A 15,352-nucleotide genomic window follows, 5' to 3' on the forward strand; every position below is an offset into this window, starting at 1 on the left:
CGGGGGGACAGACGTCCAATCATCAGGGGACCTGCCGCGCATGCGGCTTTCCCGTTTTTGTGCCTTCTTTGGGGAAGACTGAAATATGGCGAATGTGGTTGTCGTCGGCTCGCAGTGGGGCGACGAGGGCAAGGGCAAGATCGTGGACTGGCTTTCGGAGCGCGCCGACGTCGTCGTGCGCTTCCATGGCGGACACAATGCCGGCCATACGCTGGTCATCGATGGCGTCAGCTACAAGCTGGCTTTGCTGCCCTCCGGCCTTGTCCAGGGCAAGCTCTCGGTGATCGGCAATGGCGTGGTCGTCGATCCGCACCACTTCGTGGCCGAAATGGCGAAACTCCGCGGCCAGGGTGTCAAGATCACCCCGGAAGTCCTGCGCATCGCCGACAATGCACCGCTGATCCTGTCGCTGCATCGCGAGCTCGACGGCATTCGCGAGGACGCCAATTCCGGCCTCAAGATCGGCACCACCCGCCGCGGCATCGGCCCGGCCTATGAGGACAAGGTCGGCCGTCGCGCCATCCGCCTCATCGACCTCAGCGAACCCGAAACGCTGATGCCCAAGATCGAGCGCCTGCTGACCCATCACAATGCGCTGCGGCGCGGCATGGGCCTCACCGAAATTGCGGCACAGACCATCCACGACGAACTGACCTCGATCGCCGGGGAAATCCTGCCCTTCATGGACCAGGTCTGGCGCGTGCTCGAAGACAAGCGCAAGGCCGGCGCGCGGATCCTGTTCGAAGGGGCGCAGGGTGCGCTGCTCGACAACGACCACGGCACCTATCCCTTCGTCACTTCGTCCAACACGGTTGCCGGCCAGGCCGCTGCCGGTTCGGGCCTCGGGCCCACGGCCATCGGCTATGTGCTGGGCATTACCAAGGCCTATACGACCCGCGTGGGTGAAGGCCCCTTCCCTTGCGAGCTCGATGATGAGATCGGTCGCCATCTGGCCACTGTCGGGCGCGAAGTGGGGGTCAATACCGGTCGCCCGCGCCGCTGCGGCTGGTTCGATGCCGTCCTCGTGCGCCAGACCGTCAAGACCTCGGGCATAACGGGCATTGCGCTGACCAAACTCGACGTCCTCGATGGCCTGAAAGAGATCAAGGTCTGCGTCGGCTATGAGCTGGACGGATCACGGATTGATTATTTGCCTGCCTCAATGGGAGCACAGGCGCGGGTTAAGCCGATCTACGAGACGCTCGAAGGCTGGTCCGAAACCACTGCAGGCGCGCGCTCCTGGGCCGAATTGCCGGCTCAGGCGGTAAAATATGTGCGCTATATCGAAGAACTGATTGGCGCGCCGGTTGCCCTCTTGTCTACCAGCCCTGAAAGGGCCGATACCATCCTTGTGGTTGACCCATTCCAAGACTGAGAATTTTTGATAAAAGACTGCGCTGTCATAGTGAGTACCAAGTAGCCAATGGCGGATTACAAGGAGCTGTTGCGTCGGGCGATCTCGGCGCTGCCGGAGAATAACGGGGCCGCGCGTCGCGCGGTGTACGAGAAGGCGCGTTCCGCCCTGGTGGGACAGTTGCGCGCCATCCAGCCCCCCTTGCCGGCGCGCGATATCACCCAGCATCGCCTGCAGCTCGAAGACTGTATCCGCCAGGTCGAACAGGAAGCCAGCGAAGCGGTCATCAGCCTGGGGCGCGATGGTGCCCTGGCTGCCCGTCCGTCCGTAGTCCCCGCCCCGCCACGCCCGGCGCCCGCCGTCTATACGCCACCCGTACCGGCGCCTGTTCCGACCGCCGCGCCAGTGGCGACACCTGCGCCGGTAGCGGCCCAGCCGGCTCCGATCCCCGCGCCGACCGCTAGGGCCGAAGCCAGGCCCGATGTCGTCGAGCCCGTCCCCCAGCCGATCGAGACCGTTAACGCGCCCGAGCCCGAGCTCGACAGCCAGAGCGCCGAGGACGCGCCGGCCGAAGCACCCAAGACAGAATCTGAGCCCGAGACCGCCCCGCCGGCCACCTCGATCGAGGACATCATTGCGGCCGCGTCGGACCCCGCCAATGGCGGCAGTGGCACCACGCTCGAGCCACCGGCCAAGCCCGAGCTTCTCCCGGAACCTCAGGCTGGCGCCACCAAGACGCTGCCCTTCAGCATCCGGGTGAGCTCCAACCCGGCGCCGACAAAGCCGGAACGCCCCTCTTTCTTCGCACCGCGCAGCGAGCCGGTTATTCCGCTCGCTCAGGGCGGCACGGCTTCGGCCGTCGCCCTCGCGCCGCGTGTCGAGCCGGTCCTTGGCAGCACCGCCCTGGCGGCCACCCAGCCCGCAGTGACCGAGCCCGTGGTCATCGGCAAGGCCCTGGTCGACACGGCCCTGTCGAGCGAGCGCGAGGTCGAACTCGAACAGGACGAAGCCAGCGAAGCGCAGGGCGTGATCGAACGCGCCATCGAAACGCTGGATCGCGAAGCGCGCGGCGAGGCCACGCCTGCCCTGCCCCAGCGCGCCGGCCCGCGCCTCGTGACCGAGTCGCAGGACGAGGAAGATTCCGGCTTTGCTCCTGCTGGTGCCGAACGCCGCCCGGGCGCGGGCCTCACCATTTTCCTCATCGTCTTTGCGGTACTGCTGGCCGGCGTGGGTGGCGCGGGCTTCTGGGCCTGGCGCGAGGGCTATGTCGATCTCGACCAGATGTTCGGCCGCAGCCCGGCCGCGACAACGACCCAAGTGGCGACCGAAACACCGCCGGTCACCGGACCGACCATGGACAGCACGACGCCGACCTCGTCGGAAGAAGGCGCTGCGGGCCCCGGCAATACGGCCACCACCACCGCCACCGAGCCCACCAGTGCGCTCGAAGTGACCGAGGACCGGCTGGAGCCGACACCCGAACCGGTCACCCCGACAGGCAACGAAACCGTACTGCCCTCGATCGGCAGCGAGCCCAAGAGCGAAGAACGCCTTTCGGGCAGCGATACTTCCATTGCCGCCACCACCGACGATCCGGCCGCAACGGTCGATCCGGCGCTGCTGGCCGGGAACCAGTCGCTGCTGCTGGAGGCCTCGACCAATGGTCAGGGCGGCGCCGTGCCCTTCTCCGGCACGGTCGAATGGACCCAGGGCACGGACGAGCTCGGGCTGCCGACGCTGAACGGCCAGGCCAGTATCCCGGCGCGCAATCTGGGCGTCTCGATCACCATCCGCAAGAACAACGATCCGGTGCTGCCCGCCAGCCACCTGATGGAAATCACCTTCGACGTGCCCGAGACCTTTATCGGCGGGTCGATTTCGACCCTTGCCGGCGTGCTGCTCAAGGACGAGGAACTGGTGCCCGGAACGGCCCTTGCCGGCGCGGCCGCCCGCATCCAGGGCAACAATTTCCTCTTCGCGCTCAGCGCTTCGCCTGAGGATCTTGCGGCCAATACCAATCTGCTCGACACACGCCGCTGGATGGATCTGGCCATAGTCTACGGCACCGGCCGCAATGCCATCCTCACCCTCGAAAAGGATGAAGAGGCGCAGGCCCTGTTCGATACCGTGCTCGCGGCCTGGGCAGAGTAAAAGCATCGGGGCGCGTCAGACGCGCTCCAGCTTCCCCTCCACGATCCGATAGTGCCGGCGCGCCAGTGCGGCGATGTCGTCGGCATGGTGGCTGACCAGAACGGTGTGCCAGTTGTGCCGCTGGGTCAACTCACCCACCAGCGCCCGCGTGGTCCTGCGGGTCTCGTCGTCGAGGGCCGAGAAAGGCTCATCCAGCAAGAGGACTGGCCGGGCGCGCAGCAAGGTACGCGCCAATGCCACGCGCTGCTTCTGCCCGCCTGAAAGCGTGGCGGCCGATTTCCCGGCAAAGCCCGCAAGGCCCACTTCCGCCAGCGCCGCGGCCACCCGCTCCCGGGCCTCTGGCGTGCCTCTGGGCAGGCCAAGGGCGGCATTTTCCTCTGCGCTCAGATGCTCGAAGAGATTGTCGGCCTGCAGCAGCAGGGAGACCGGACGGCGTTCCGGGGGCAAGGGCAGCAGATCCGTGCCGTCAAGGACCAGCGCGCCGCCAGTGGGACGAAGAAAGCCTGCAAGCAGATCGAGCAAGGTCGACTTGCCCGAGCCGCTGGCCCCGGAAATGGCAGTCACTTCGCCCGGCTCGGCCACCAGGGTGAACTGATAGGCCCCAGTCTGCCCTGGATGAGCAAAGGCCAGATCATCGGCGCGGAGCATGGGCGATCCTTTCAACGAGGCGCGGCAGGCCGACAAAGGCGGCAATGGTGAACAGCAGCAGCAATGCGGCGATGGCGGCGGCGTCATTGGACTTGTAGGAGCCCAGCGCGCGATACATCAGAAGGGGCAGGGTCTGGAAATCCTGGGTGCCGAAGAGGGCGATGACGCCCAGATCCCCCAGGGAGAAACAGAAGGCCAGAGCCAGCATCAGCCCGATATCGCGCCCGATCAGCGGGTATTCGATGCGCGTGAACTGGACCCAGCCTGAAAGGCCCAGCGCGCGGATCAGCTTACCCCGGCTGCGCATGATGGCATCGAGCGGCGGCCCGAGGGTGGCGATGGCAAAGGGCAGTGACAGGAGGCTGTTGGCAAACACCACGACGACAGGCGCGGCCATGCCCGTGGGCACGCCCAGGGAACGGACGAGAAGGAAAAAGCCCAGCGACAGCACCACCGCCGGAACCGCAAGATAGGCATAGGCAGGAACGCCCAGCAGCGTCCTTGCGGCCGGATGATGGGCCGCGCTTCGGCCCAGTGACAGCGCCAGCGCCAGCGCCAGGGTGAGCAGTGCCGAGCTGGCGCCGATGGCAATGCTGGTGGTTGTAGCGCGCCAGAAGCCAGGTTGCCCGAGGACCCGCCAGAGCCCGCTCGATAGGCCGTCATAGAGCACCGAAAGAAGCGGCAGGGCAAATCCCACTGTCCCGAGGACCAGCACCAGCCATTGCAGCACGCGGACAGGACCGGCATCACGCCAGGTCGGCTGGGCCGAGCGGGCGAGCGCCGAGGGCACGGGGGTGAAGGCGGAGGCCAGAAGGATGACCAGTGAGCAGACGGCGATCTGGGTCAGCGCCAAACGCACCGCACCAACCAGATCGAAATCCAAGCGCACGGCGGTATAGATGGCCACTTCCAGCGTCTGGTTGGCCGGTCCGCCGCCCAGCAGCAGCACGATGGGAAAGCTGGTAAAGGCCAGGAGGAAGATGATCGCCCCCAGGCCGGGCAGGCTGCCGCGCAGCGCCGGCCAGTCGATCAGCGCGAAGCGCTGCCAGGCCGAGAGCCCCAGTGACTGCCCGACCTTGAGGCGGCTTTGCGGGATACTGTCGAGCCGCGCCAGAAGAATGCGGGCCGCAAACGCGCCGTCGAGCACCACATGGGCGATGAGGATGCCCGAAAGCCCATAGGCGGGGCTGTCGAAACTGACGCCGAACAGACTCTCGGTCAGCTGATTGATCCAGCCATTGCGCCCCCAGATCGACAACAGCCCAAAGGCCACGACCATGCCCGGCGTCACAATGGCCGCGGCAAAAAGGCCTACCACGAGATCGCGCCCGGCAAACCGCAGGCGGTTGAGCGCCCAGGCCAGAGCGGTGCCGACAAGCAGCGACAGCACCATGGTGAGCCCTGCCTGGAGGCTCGTCATGCGCAGGAGATGAGCAATATCGACGCGCGAACCGGTCTCGGCCCCGGTCGCCGCAGCCAGAATGGCCCAGAGCACCGCGCCGATAAGGGCCGCGATGATGACGGTGAGGGCCGAGGCAGAGGCCAGGCGCAGCGGGCGGTGGGGGAGGGTCAGCATGACATGTTCGCCGCTTTACCCACGAAAACACCCCCACCCTTTATCCCTCCCCAAAAGGGGGAGGGAGACGATGACCACTGAAGATCGAGGCTTCCGCCGCCCTCCCCTTGATGGGAAGGGTGGGGTAAAAAGCCCCACTCCCGGCCCTCCCCGCGAGGGGGAGGGTGCATCGTGCCGGTGGAGGTCATCGCAGTTACTGCACAGCCGCCAGCATTTCCTCGATCCAGGCCGCCGAATTGGCGGTGATCTCGGCCTCGTCAAGGGCCAGGGTCTTTTCCGGCTGCGGCAGGCCCTGGAAGGCCGGATCGAGATCGGTGCCCAGATCGACGACCGGGAACATCCAGTTGGTGGTGGGAATGGCTTTCTGCCCTTCGACCGAGGTCAGGAAGGCGAGGAAGCCGCGTGCCAGGTCCTGCTGGTCGGAGGATTTGAGAATCCCCGCGACTTCAATCTGCGGGAAGTGGCCTTCGCTGAACATCGCTGCCTTGATGGTGTGATCGTCAGCATCGAAAATGTGGTAGGCGGGCGAGGTCGTGTAGGAGAGCACCATGTCAGCTTCCCCATCGAGGAAAAGGGCGTAGCTCTCGCTCCATTCGCGGGTGATGGTCAGGATATGCGGCTTGAGGCCGGCCCAGATTTCCGGAGCGCGGTCGCCATAGGCGGCCTTGACCCAGAGCAGCAGCCCCAGGCCCGGCGTGGCCGAGCGGGGGTCCTGGATGACGATCTTGACCTCGTCGGGCAGCGCGATCAGCTCTTCGAACGACGCCGGCGGGGTCGGTATCGTGTCGGTGTCATGCATGAAGGCAAAGTGCGAATAGTCGAAGGGCACGAATTGCGCATCGGTCCATGCGGTCGGGAGCGCCAGATGGCTCATGTCGAGGCCATGATCGGCAAAAAGGCCGGTGGCGCGGGCTTCCCCGGCAATGGCCGTATCGAGACCGAGGATCATGTCGGCTTCGGTGCTGTCGCCCTCGAGCTGCACCTTGCGCAGCGTACCGATGGAGCTGTCGGCGGCGACCCAGTTGACGGTGCAGTTGCAGGTGGCTTCGAAGCCCTCCTTCAGGGGAAGGCCCGGGCCCCATTCTGAGGCAAAGCCATCATAGGTGTAGATGGTGAGGGTGGGCTTGTCCTGGGCAATGGCCGAGCCGGAAATTCCGGCAAGAAGGACCGCAAGCGCCAGCGAGGAGGATTTGACCATGATGGTCTCCCTTCGTTTGGTGTGCGGCCATGGGTGAAGGGATGTGGTCAATGGAGAGGACGCGCGAGGGCACCCTTGCCATCTCGAACTTCCTCCGCCAGCATGACCTGGTTCAGGTTCTATGGGTAACTCTCAGCTCCGGCGGTAACCGGAACACCCCAGCGAGACGGTGCGGACCTTATTGAGAGAAAACCCCGAGTGCAATCCCCCATTCGAATGACAGAAAAAACCCTGCTGCGCTTTGAGCGCCCGCTGGCCATTGTCGGCGGCGGCACCGTGGAGGCCGGGCTGTTGCGGGACCTCGCTGCGCGCGGCGTGGCACTGGTCGGCGCCGATGGCGGCGGCAATACGATCGGCGATGCGGGCCTCGTGCCCGAAGCCATCCTGGGCGATCTTGATTCGCTCGAGGACCGCGCGGGCTGGGAAAGCCGGACCCGCGTCATTCACATTCCCGAGCAGATCACCACCGATTTCCAGAAGGCGCTTTATTCGACGGCGGCCCCCGTTACGCTCGCTCTGGGCATGACCGGCAAGAGGCTCGACCATACGCTGGCTGCCCTTGGCGCCCTGCTCGAGGTCGCGCCGCATCGCCGGGTTATCCTGGTGGATGAAACTGACGTGGCGCTGGCCGTTTCGGGCCCCTTTGCCTTCGATGCGGCGGTGAAGGAGCGGATTTCCGTACATCCGCTAGTGCCGATCACCTTCGCGCGCACCCAAGGCCTCTACTATCCCATGAACGACCTGCTGCTCGATCCGGCCGGACGGCTGGGTACGTCCAATGAGGGCACCGGCGGCCGGGTCGAGATCGTGCCCAAGGACGATACGCCCTGGCTGCTCATTCTCGGGCGGGAGCGGCTGTGGGATCTGGTAGAGGGATGTTTGAAGGGTCAGTCCTTCACCCATCCGGAGCGATAGGCGAGTCCCCTTCTCCCCTTGCGGGAGAAGGTGCCCGAAGGGCGGATGAGGGGTCCGGGATATCAATCCGGCCACTGCGTGCGCGGAGAGAACCCCTCACCCGGTTCCGCCGCTGAACGCGGGCGGAACCACCCTCTCCCACAAGGGGAGAGGGGTGAGCCTGTGGCTGACAACAGGCGATCCTAAACCGCCTCGTCCAGACGGAACTGCAGCCGGGCCAGTTCGGCGTAGCGGCCGCCCTTGGCGACGAGTTCGTCATGGGTGCCGCGATCGATGATGCGGCCGCCATCGAGCACCAGGATGGTGTTGGCGTCCCTGATCGTGGCGAGGCGATGGGCGATGACCAGTGTGGTGCGGCCTGCCATCAGGTGCTCGAGCGCCAGTTGCACCAGCCGTTCGGACTGCGCATCGAGCGCCGAGGTGGCCTCGTCGAGCAGCAGGATGGGCGCATTCTTGAGAATGGCGCGGGCAATGGCGAGGCGCTGCTTCTGCCCGCCCGACAGCATGACGCCCCGCTCGCCCACGACCGTCTCGTAGCCCCTGGGCAGGTCGGCGACGAAATCATCGACCAGTGCGGCCCTGGCGGCCGCGACCACCTCATCCATGCCCGCATCGGGTTTGCCGAAGCGGATATTGTCGGCAATCGTGCCGGCGAAGATGATCGGCTCCTGCTCGACATAGGCAAAGCGTTGCCTGAGACCCGCCATGGTCACGTCGCGAACATCCACACCATCGACCAGGATCGCGCCGCCGGTGACATCGTAGAAGCGCTGGAGGAGCGACAGCGTCGTCGACTTGCCCGAGCCCGAAGGGCCGACCAGGGCAACGGTCTCGCCCTTGCCCACGGCAAAGCTGACGCCATCGAGCACCTTGTCGCCGCCGATCCCGCCATAGGAGAAGCTGACATCGGCAAATTCCACCGTGCCCAGCGGCTGGGCCGGCAGGGCGACCGGACGGACGGGATCGACGATTTCAGGCTCGGTATCGAGGATTTCGATGAGCCTTTCGGTCGAGCCGGCGACGGTCTGCAGCGATCCCAGAACCTCGGACAGATTGGTCAGCGCCCCCGACGCCATCAGGGCATAGACGAGGAACTGCGCCAGCTGTCCGGCCGTTACCGTGCCTTCAAAGACCGAACGGGCACCCCACCAGACAAGACCCACCAGAGCCGCCGTGCCAAGGAAGATAACCATGCCCACAAGGAAGGCGCGGGCCCCGAGGCGGCGCGTTTCGGCACGAAAACTGTCTTCGCTGTTGCGATCGTAATGGGCGGACTGGCTCGCCTCCTGGGTGAAGGCCTTGACCGTGCGGTTGGCGCCCAGCATTTCCGTCGACATGGCCGAGAGCTCGGCCAGCGCATCCTGGGTCTTGCGCGACATGCCCTGCAGGCGCCGCGAATAGATCATGACCGGAATGAGGATGGCCGGCAGGGCGACGACAACGCCAAGGGTCAGCAGCGGGCTGGTCAGCAGCATCATGATCAGCGCGCCCACGATGGTGACCAGGGAACGCAGGGCCAGCGACAGGTTGGAGCCGACGGCACCGCGAATGACGGCCGTATCGCCATTGAGCCGGCTGGTCAGCTCGCCAACCCGATGGGTATCGAAATAACGGGCGTCGAGCCGCAGGAGATGGGCGAAGACGGCTTTGCGCAGATCGGCGACGACGCGTTCACCAATCACCGAGATGAAATAGAAACGCGCGCCGCTGGCCACGCCCATGATGACGGCGATGCCGACGATCAGCCAGCCATACTGGCCCACCACTTCGAGATTCTGGGCAATGAAGCCCTCGTCGATGGCCCCGCCTAGCACGGCCGGAATGGCCAGCGAGGAAATCGCCGAGACCAGCAGAAAGAGGATGGTCAGCGTCAGGCGCAGCGGATAGCGCAGCAGAAAGGGCAGGAGCCGTCGCAGCGGCTGCAGGCGGCGCGGGGCGGCCTTCACTTCCTCGACGATCTTTTCAGGGTCGGATGCTGCCGAAACGGCCTGGTCTGTCATGGCTGGAACACGCCGCTTCTGCTGGAGAGCCGGCCTCGGCCAGCGGTCGCATCCATATAGGGCCTGGCCCCGAGAGCCGCAACCGGAGCGCTGCGGGCAATATTGACGCGCCAGTTCTTCACCGCAACACGCTACCGGCCCTTGCAGAACCCGATCTTCTGCGCTAGGAAGCCGCCCAACACCAGTTTGATGCTCTCCGGGCGCTGCGGCGCCCGTTTGATTTGAGGCAAAAGATGAAGACCGATATCCATCCCGACTACCACACCATCACCGTGGTTATGACCGACGGCACCAGCTACCAGACCCGTTCGACTTACGGCAAGGAAGGCGACACGCTGCAGCTGGACATCGACCCCAAGACCCATCCCGCCTGGACCGGCGGCACGGGCCAGCTGATGGACCGCGGCGGCCGCGTCTCGCGCTTCAAGGAGCGCTTCAAGGGCCTCGGCATCTAAGCCGACCCGACTGGAATTCGATCAAGCCCGGCCCTCGCGCCGGGCTTTGTCTTGCCTGGAGTTTCGACATGTTCATCCTCTCGCTCACCTATCTCGTACCGCTCGATCAGGTGGACCAGCATATTGCACCGCATATGGACTGGGTCGCCAAGGGGTATGACGAGGGGATTTTCCTGGCCTCCGGCCGCAAGGAGCCGCGCACCGGCGGCGTCATTCTTGCCCATGGCGAACGCGCTTTCCTCGAAAAGCTGGTGGCCAGCGACCCCTTCGTCACCGCAGGCGTGGCTGAATACGAGATCACGCAGCTGGCGCTGAGCCGCACCGCGCCCGGGCTGGAACGGCTCAAGGGTTAGGCTATTCGGTGCGGGCGGCGAAGGCGGCCTTGAGCCGGCTCAGCTGATCGGCCACGCCATTGGCCACGCTGGGAACCACATCAGGCATCGCACCCCGCTCGAGCGCATCGAGCTGCATCACCCGCTCGAACAGGCGATCGCCCTTGTCGATGAAATCGCGCAACTGAACCGGCAGGTCATCGTAGCCCGGTCCGCCGCGCTGGCTGGGCGTCGCGGAGAACTTGACCTTTTCCTTTTCGGACCGCGCATTGTCGCGCGAGATCTCGCCTTCATTGACCGCCCGCTGCAGCAGCAGCCATGAGGCGAGCTGCATGAGCCGCGTGGTCAGGCGCATGGATTCGGTGGCGTAGAGGAAGCCCGCTTCGCGCGGCAGCATGCGGCTTTCGATGCGACCATCGGCATCGAGATAGGCGGCCACGGCTTCAATCAGGCCCATGCCCTCGCGATAGAGCGCGTCGAACCCGCCCGACGCCACGATGCGCGGACCGATTGCGATTGCCTGTCTGATTTCGCCACTGTCAGCCAAGAATGCTCCTCCGATTGCGCCATGCTAGCGGCAAGCGCCGACATGGTCATCTCAAGGGTCGGAGTATTGTTAATTTTGTGGTCGGAGCGTGACGCCGCAAAGCACGACCACAAAAAGAAAAAGAGCCGCAAAAATGCAGCTCTCGAAGTTAACAGGGAGGCGTCAAACAGAGGGAGAAACCACTCTGAAAAATCCAGAACAAATCTGAATAATAAGACCCTAACGCCCAAACATTAATTTGCCCTTAATGGACCAGAATTTCTTAACCGTGCCCGTTGACTTCAGCGCAACCCTGTTGCGCGCCCATCCAGCAGCGCCCTTCCCGTCAACGTGATAAGCGCTTCCTTGCCCACCACCTCGACCCAGCCCTTGGCCTGCAAGGGATGAATATCCCCGGCCGTCGGCTGTGCGCCACCACCGTCCAGGGCCTGCAGCGAAGCCAGTTCGCGGGCGCTGACCCCTTCGAGAATACGATCCTGCTGTTGTGCCATTAGTGCTGCTCCTCCACGCCTAGTCACTGAAATGGGACGGGAAGCCGCTTCTGTCCATACGCCAAAGGTCGGAGCGGCGGCGCCGGGTCGCAAGGACCTGGCGCATGAAGACCTGCACCGGCTCGGTGGCCCAGGCGCGTTCAATCGCCGTGCGGGCCGGACGGAGGACACGCGCTGGCACGGTCACCAGCGGTGCCCTGGACAGGGCGGATTCAAGAAGATAGAGACCGCTCATGGTCAGCAGCAGGGCGATGCCCAGTAAATTCCAGTCCAATCCGCAACTCCCCCAAGATCAGCCGTGAGGCTACAGGCGAAACGGAACGGCGCGAACAATAACCCTTTGTTAAGACTAACAGCGGCGCCGCGTCAGACGGAGCCTTAGAACTTGAAAGCGGCCTCGGCGGCCTTGCGTGAATCGCCCTTGCTGGCAATGGCAGTGCGCAGGCGGCTGATTTCGGCTTCGAGCAGGGCGATGCGTTCCTCCAGCTCGATCACCGAAAGACTGTCGAGAGCCATGCCGATGTCGTGACTCAGCGGGCGTTTGCGGATTTCCTCGTCCATCTTTTTCTCCTTCGCTCGAGGCAGCGAGTGTAATCCCTTCCCCTTGCCGGACAAGCCGGCATGCGCCAGCATGGTTGCATGACCATTCCAGCCGAGATGATTGCCATTGCCATTAGCGCGCCGGGCGGCCCGGACGTGCTGCAGCCGGTGCGCGAGCCGGTGCCGTTGCCAGGCGCCGGGGACGTGCTGATCCGCATTGCCGCCGCCGGGGTCAATGGCCCGGATCTGGCGCAGCGGCGCGGCCATTATGCGCCCCCGCCCGATGCCTCGCCCCTGCCCGGGCTCGAAGTGGCCGGCGAGATCGTGGCCCTTGGCGCCGATGTCACCGGCTTTGCCATTGGCGACCGTGTCATGGCGCTGACCAATGGCGGCGGCTATGCCGAATATGCCGCCGTGCCCGCGGGCCAGGTCCTGCCTGTGCCCGAAGGCTGGAGCCTGGTCGAAGCGGCAGCCTTGCCTGAAACCTGGTTCACCGTGACCCAGACCCTCGTGATGCGCGCGGGTCTCAGTCCCGGCATGAACGTTTTGGTGCATGGCGGCGCCGGCGGCATTGGCGGGGCGGCCATCCAGATCTGTTCGATTGTCGGCGCGCGGGCCATTGCCATCGTCTCCAACGAGGACAAGGCCGATTATTGCGAGGACCTCGGGGCCATTGCCGCCATCAACCGCACACAGGAAAACATCACCGAACGAGTCATGGCGCTGACCGACGGGCATGGCGCCGACCGCGTCATTGACCTCGCTGGTGGCGCCCTCACAGCCGTCAATGTGGCCGCCTCGGCCCGGGGCGGCCACATCGTGCAGATTTCCACTCTCGATGGCGCCAATGCCACCGTGCCGTTGCGCACCATGATGGCCAAGGACCTGACCCTCTCCGGCTCGACCCTCCGGCCGCAAAGTGCCGCAACCAAGGCGGCCATAGCCGCGCGCATCCGCACCGACTTCCTGCCGGCCCTTGGCGCACCCGGCTGGATCAAGCCCGAGATCGACACATTCCCGCTTGCGGAGGCACATCGGGCCCATGCCGAGATGGAAAGCCGGCGCCATCGTGGCAAGCTCATCCTCGTGACCGCCTTCGGAGCAGGGGACAGAGCGAGTTAGCCGTTGCGATTGCGCGGCATTTTGCCTATATTGGCCGTCAGTTCCCCCTCAGCATTTGGCCAAGAGGCGGAGCGGCCCGGTTGAAGACCGGCCGCGCCAGCAGGAGAAATTTAACCATGTCCCAGTCCCTTCTGATGCCCAAGGCGACCGCCGTCTGGCTCGTGGACAATACCGCCCTGTCCTTCGAGCAGATCGCCGCCTTCTGCACCCTGCATCCGCTGGAAGTGCAGGGCATTGCCGACGGTGACGTGGCCAGCGGCATCATGGGCGTCAATCCGGTCCAGAACGGGCAGCTGACCCGCGAGGAAATCGAGAAGGCCGAAGCCGATCCCAATTATCGCATGAAGGTCTCCGAGCCCAAGGTTCGCGTTGCCGCCGTCAAGCGCAAGGGCCCGCGCTACACCCCGATTTCGCGTCGCAACGAGCGCCCCAATGCCATCAAGTGGCTGGTGCGCAACCATCCCGAACTCAAGGACGCGCAGATCATGCGCCTCGTTGGCACCACCAAGTCGACCATTGAATCGGTGCGCGAGAATACCCACTGGAACGCCGCCAACCTGACCGCCATGGACCCGGTGACGCTCGGTCTGTGCAGCCAGATCGATCTTGACCTCGAGGTCAAGCGCGCCAGCAAGGACGCCCCGGCCCAGCACGAGCTGCATGAAGGCACGACCCTGCTCACCGCCGAGGAAGCCCTGGCCCGCGCCACAGCCCGCCTGGCTCCCGAAGGCGATGCCGGCTACGACGGCGAAGGCGGTCACCGCGCCCCGGCGGCCGACGACGCGCTCGATGCCGATTCGGTGTTCGCCAAGCTCAAGTCGCTCAAGGGCAATAGCGAAGAAGAATAAGTTTGAAATCCCCGCTCCGGCGGGGATTTTTTATTGCCCACCCGCATTGCCACCGCGCACACGGAACCGTCCTCGGGCTTGACCCGAGGACCCCTAGCCACCCCACCAGCCTCGTGCCTGTCGCTGCTGGCCCTCGGGTCAAGCCCGAGGGCGGCCCGGTGAACGCAGTGGCAGCGATGTCTACGCCGTGCTTCCATCGGACCCACCATGCTCGACCCCCTCTCCATCGCCATCGCCGTCTCCGCCGTGCTGATCGTCGGCCTGTCGAAAGCGGGCCTTCTCGGTGGCCTCGGTGTCGTCGGCGTGCCGCTGCTCACCCTCATCATGGCCCCGCGCGATGCCGCGGGGATGATGCTGCCTGTGCTGCTCTGCATGGATGCGGTCGCCATCTGGATGTACCGCAAGGAATGCGACTGGAGCCTCCTCAGGATCATGCTGCCGGGCGCCGCGATCGGCACGCTCGCGGGCTGGGCCATGTGGGCCGTGGTCACCGATGCGGTCGTGCTGCTGATGGTGGGCGTCGTGACCCTGCTCTTCGTGCTCGACGCCATCCTGCCGCTGCGCAAGAAGCTCGAGGGGCTGCCGCCGTCAAAGCCGTGGGGCGTGTTCTGGGGCGCCGTTGCCGGCTTTACCAGCTTCATCTCCCATACCGGCGGCCCGCCCTACCAGATCTACACCCTGCCCCGCCGCATGAGCCCGGCCATCTATGCCGGGACCTCGGCCTTCTTCTTTGCCATCGTCAACACGTCCAAGCTTGTGCCCTATTATTTCCTCGGCCAGCTCAACGTGCAGAACCTCACCCTCTCGGCGGCCCTCGCGCCCGTGGGGATCGTCGGCGTGCTGATCGGGGTCTACCTGGTGCGCCGCATCGACGCCAAACTCTTCTACCGCATCGCCTATTGGCTGGTTTTCCTGCTGGCGCTGAAGCTGGTCTGGGATGGGATCACCGGGATCATGGCTGGGGCCTGAGGTCCTCACACAAGAAAGAGGTCCTCACACAAGAAAGGCCCCCTCACCCGGCCTTCGGCCGACCTCTCCCCCAAAGGGAGAGGTGTCGCTCCGCGACTTTGGGCCACTCCCATCTCTCCCTGGGGGAGAGGTCGCCGCACAGCGGCGGGTGAGGGGGCCTTCGACAAATACGTCTCTCACCTGCGTCCCCGCCACACCTTCACAGC

16 protein-coding genes and 1 riboswitch are annotated in these 15,352 nt (G+C 65.1%); of the genes, 8 read left to right on the plus strand and 8 right to left on the minus strand.

Going from position 1 to position 15,352, the window contains the following annotated elements; all coding sequences use genetic code 11:
* The first annotated feature begins 85 nt into the window (after positions 1-85).
* Together MQW79_RS10265 and MQW79_RS10270 are read left to right on the plus strand one after the other, a co-directional pair.
* Positions 86-1,375 (plus strand): adenylosuccinate synthase, encoded by a 1,290-nt coding sequence (locus MQW79_RS10265; protein WP_476584392.1) that lies wholly within the window; start codon positions 86-88, stop codon positions 1,373-1,375.
* A 48-nt stretch (positions 1,376-1,423) separates the two neighbouring features.
* Positions 1,424-3,505 carry a DNA polymerase III subunit gamma/tau domain-containing protein gene (locus MQW79_RS10270; protein WP_476584393.1) on the plus strand — a complete coding sequence of 694 codons (2,082 nt, stop codon included), beginning with the start codon at positions 1,424-1,426 and terminating at the stop codon, positions 3,503-3,505.
* A 15-nt stretch (positions 3,506-3,520) separates the two neighbouring features.
* Here MQW79_RS10270 and MQW79_RS10275 read toward each other — a convergent pair whose 3' ends face one another.
* From MQW79_RS10275 to thiB, 3 genes are all read right to left on the minus strand, one after another.
* Positions 3,521-4,153, minus strand: coding sequence for an ATP-binding cassette domain-containing protein (locus MQW79_RS10275; protein ID WP_476584394.1), 633 nt, complete (start codon positions 4,151-4,153; stop codon positions 3,521-3,523).
* Entirely contained in the window at positions 4,137-5,729 is a 1,593-nt protein-coding gene (locus tag MQW79_RS10280) for an ABC transporter permease family protein (RefSeq protein WP_476584395.1), read from the minus strand. Before MQW79_RS10280 ends, MQW79_RS10275 begins: the two co-directional genes overlap by 17 nt.
* Positions 5,730-5,922: 193 nt before the next feature.
* Positions 5,923-6,927, minus strand: coding sequence for a thiamine ABC transporter substrate binding subunit (gene thiB / locus MQW79_RS10285; RefSeq protein ID WP_476584396.1), 1,005 nt, complete (start codon positions 6,925-6,927; stop codon positions 5,923-5,925).
* Between the two features lie 72 nt (positions 6,928-6,999).
* Positions 7,000-7,098, minus strand: a riboswitch (TPP riboswitch).
* A 45-nt stretch (positions 7,099-7,143) separates the two neighbouring features.
* Here thiB and MQW79_RS10290 point away from each other — a divergent pair.
* Positions 7,144-7,842 carry a thiamine diphosphokinase gene (locus MQW79_RS10290; protein ID WP_476584397.1) on the plus strand — a complete coding sequence of 233 codons (699 nt, stop codon included), beginning with the start codon at positions 7,144-7,146 and terminating at the stop codon, positions 7,840-7,842.
* Between the two features lie 182 nt (positions 7,843-8,024).
* Here MQW79_RS10290 and MQW79_RS10295 read toward each other — a convergent pair whose 3' ends face one another.
* Positions 8,025-9,842 carry an ABC transporter ATP-binding protein gene (locus MQW79_RS10295; RefSeq protein ID WP_476584398.1) on the minus strand — a complete coding sequence of 606 codons (1,818 nt, stop codon included), beginning with the start codon at positions 9,840-9,842 and terminating at the stop codon, positions 8,025-8,027.
* Between the two features lie 233 nt (positions 9,843-10,075).
* On the opposite strand from MQW79_RS10295, the gene rpmE reads away from it, so the two are divergent.
* On the plus strand, positions 10,076-10,297 hold the full coding sequence (gene rpmE / locus MQW79_RS10300) for a 50S ribosomal protein L31 (protein ID WP_476584399.1): 222 nt from the start codon (positions 10,076-10,078) through the stop codon (positions 10,295-10,297).
* Between the two features lie 68 nt (positions 10,298-10,365).
* Complete coding sequence (locus MQW79_RS10305) at positions 10,366-10,650, plus strand: YciI family protein (RefSeq protein ID WP_476584400.1); 285 nt, start codon at positions 10,366-10,368, stop codon at positions 10,648-10,650.
* A 1-nt stretch (position 10,651) separates the two neighbouring features.
* Here MQW79_RS10305 and rcdA read toward each other — a convergent pair whose 3' ends face one another.
* The 4 genes from rcdA to MQW79_RS10325 form a co-directional block, all read right to left on the minus strand.
* A complete protein-coding gene (gene rcdA / locus MQW79_RS10310) occupies positions 10,652-11,176 on the minus strand; it encodes a protease adaptor protein RcdA (RefSeq protein WP_476584401.1) in 525 nt (174 codons plus the stop codon).
* Between the two features lie 281 nt (positions 11,177-11,457).
* On the minus strand, positions 11,458-11,667 hold the full coding sequence (locus MQW79_RS10315; protein ID WP_476584402.1) for a hypothetical protein: 210 nt from the start codon (positions 11,665-11,667) through the stop codon (positions 11,458-11,460).
* A gap of 19 nt (positions 11,668-11,686) precedes the next feature.
* A complete protein-coding gene (locus MQW79_RS10320) occupies positions 11,687-11,941 on the minus strand; it encodes a hypothetical protein (protein ID WP_476584403.1) in 255 nt (84 codons plus the stop codon).
* 104 nt (positions 11,942-12,045) lie between these two features.
* On the minus strand, positions 12,046-12,228 hold the full coding sequence (locus MQW79_RS10325) for a DUF1192 domain-containing protein (RefSeq protein WP_476584404.1): 183 nt from the start codon (positions 12,226-12,228) through the stop codon (positions 12,046-12,048).
* 78 nt (positions 12,229-12,306) lie between these two features.
* Between MQW79_RS10325 and MQW79_RS10330 the strand changes: the two genes are divergently transcribed.
* From MQW79_RS10330 to MQW79_RS10340, 3 genes are all read left to right on the plus strand, one after another.
* Positions 12,307-13,329: an NAD(P)H-quinone oxidoreductase gene (locus MQW79_RS10330; RefSeq protein WP_476584405.1), complete on the plus strand. Its 1,023-nt coding sequence runs from the start codon at positions 12,307-12,309 to the stop codon at positions 13,327-13,329.
* A 116-nt stretch (positions 13,330-13,445) separates the two neighbouring features.
* Positions 13,446-14,177 (plus strand): DUF1013 domain-containing protein, encoded by a 732-nt coding sequence (locus MQW79_RS10335; RefSeq protein ID WP_476584406.1) that lies wholly within the window; start codon positions 13,446-13,448, stop codon positions 14,175-14,177.
* A 207-nt stretch (positions 14,178-14,384) separates the two neighbouring features.
* Positions 14,385-15,146, plus strand: a complete 762-nt coding sequence (locus MQW79_RS10340) for a sulfite exporter TauE/SafE family protein (protein ID WP_476584407.1) — start codon at positions 14,385-14,387, stop codon at positions 15,144-15,146.
* The last annotated feature ends 206 nt before the right edge of the window (positions 15,147-15,352 follow it).

The organism is Devosia sp. Micro-HW1, assembly GCF_056341075.1.

What these genes read in the sequence shown, in the direction of transcription:
- MQW79_RS10270 (WP_476584393.1), top strand. Translation starts at nt 1,424, where the DNA reads ATGGCGGATTACAAGGAGCTGTTGCGTCGGGCGATCTCGGCGCTGCCG.
- MQW79_RS10265 (WP_476584392.1), top strand. Translation starts at nt 86, where the DNA reads ATGGCGAATGTGGTTGTCGTCGGCTCGCAGTGGGGCGACGAGGGCAAG.
- MQW79_RS10305 (WP_476584400.1), top strand. Translation starts at nt 10,366, where the DNA reads ATGTTCATCCTCTCGCTCACCTATCTCGTACCGCTCGATCAGGTGGAC.
- MQW79_RS10295 (WP_476584398.1), bottom strand. Translation starts at nt 9,842, where the DNA reads ATGACAGACCAGGCCGTTTCGGCAGCATCCGACCCTGAAAAGATCGTC.
- rpmE (WP_476584399.1), top strand. Translation starts at nt 10,076, where the DNA reads ATGAAGACCGATATCCATCCCGACTACCACACCATCACCGTGGTTATG.
- MQW79_RS10335 (WP_476584406.1), top strand. Translation starts at nt 13,446, where the DNA reads ATGTCCCAGTCCCTTCTGATGCCCAAGGCGACCGCCGTCTGGCTCGTG.
- MQW79_RS10290 (WP_476584397.1), top strand. Translation starts at nt 7,144, where the DNA reads ATGACAGAAAAAACCCTGCTGCGCTTTGAGCGCCCGCTGGCCATTGTC.
- MQW79_RS10325 (WP_476584404.1), bottom strand. Translation starts at nt 12,228, where the DNA reads ATGGACGAGGAAATCCGCAAACGCCCGCTGAGTCACGACATCGGCATG.
- MQW79_RS10330 (WP_476584405.1), top strand. Translation starts at nt 12,307, where the DNA reads ATGACCATTCCAGCCGAGATGATTGCCATTGCCATTAGCGCGCCGGGC.
- MQW79_RS10275 (WP_476584394.1), bottom strand. Translation starts at nt 4,153, where the DNA reads ATGCTCCGCGCCGATGATCTGGCCTTTGCTCATCCAGGGCAGACTGGG.
- MQW79_RS10280 (WP_476584395.1), bottom strand. Translation starts at nt 5,729, where the DNA reads ATGCTGACCCTCCCCCACCGCCCGCTGCGCCTGGCCTCTGCCTCGGCC.
- MQW79_RS10315 (WP_476584402.1), bottom strand. Translation starts at nt 11,667, where the DNA reads ATGGCACAACAGCAGGATCGTATTCTCGAAGGGGTCAGCGCCCGCGAA.
- MQW79_RS10340 (WP_476584407.1), top strand. Translation starts at nt 14,385, where the DNA reads ATGCTCGACCCCCTCTCCATCGCCATCGCCGTCTCCGCCGTGCTGATC.
- thiB (WP_476584396.1), bottom strand. Translation starts at nt 6,927, where the DNA reads ATGGTCAAATCCTCCTCGCTGGCGCTTGCGGTCCTTCTTGCCGGAATT.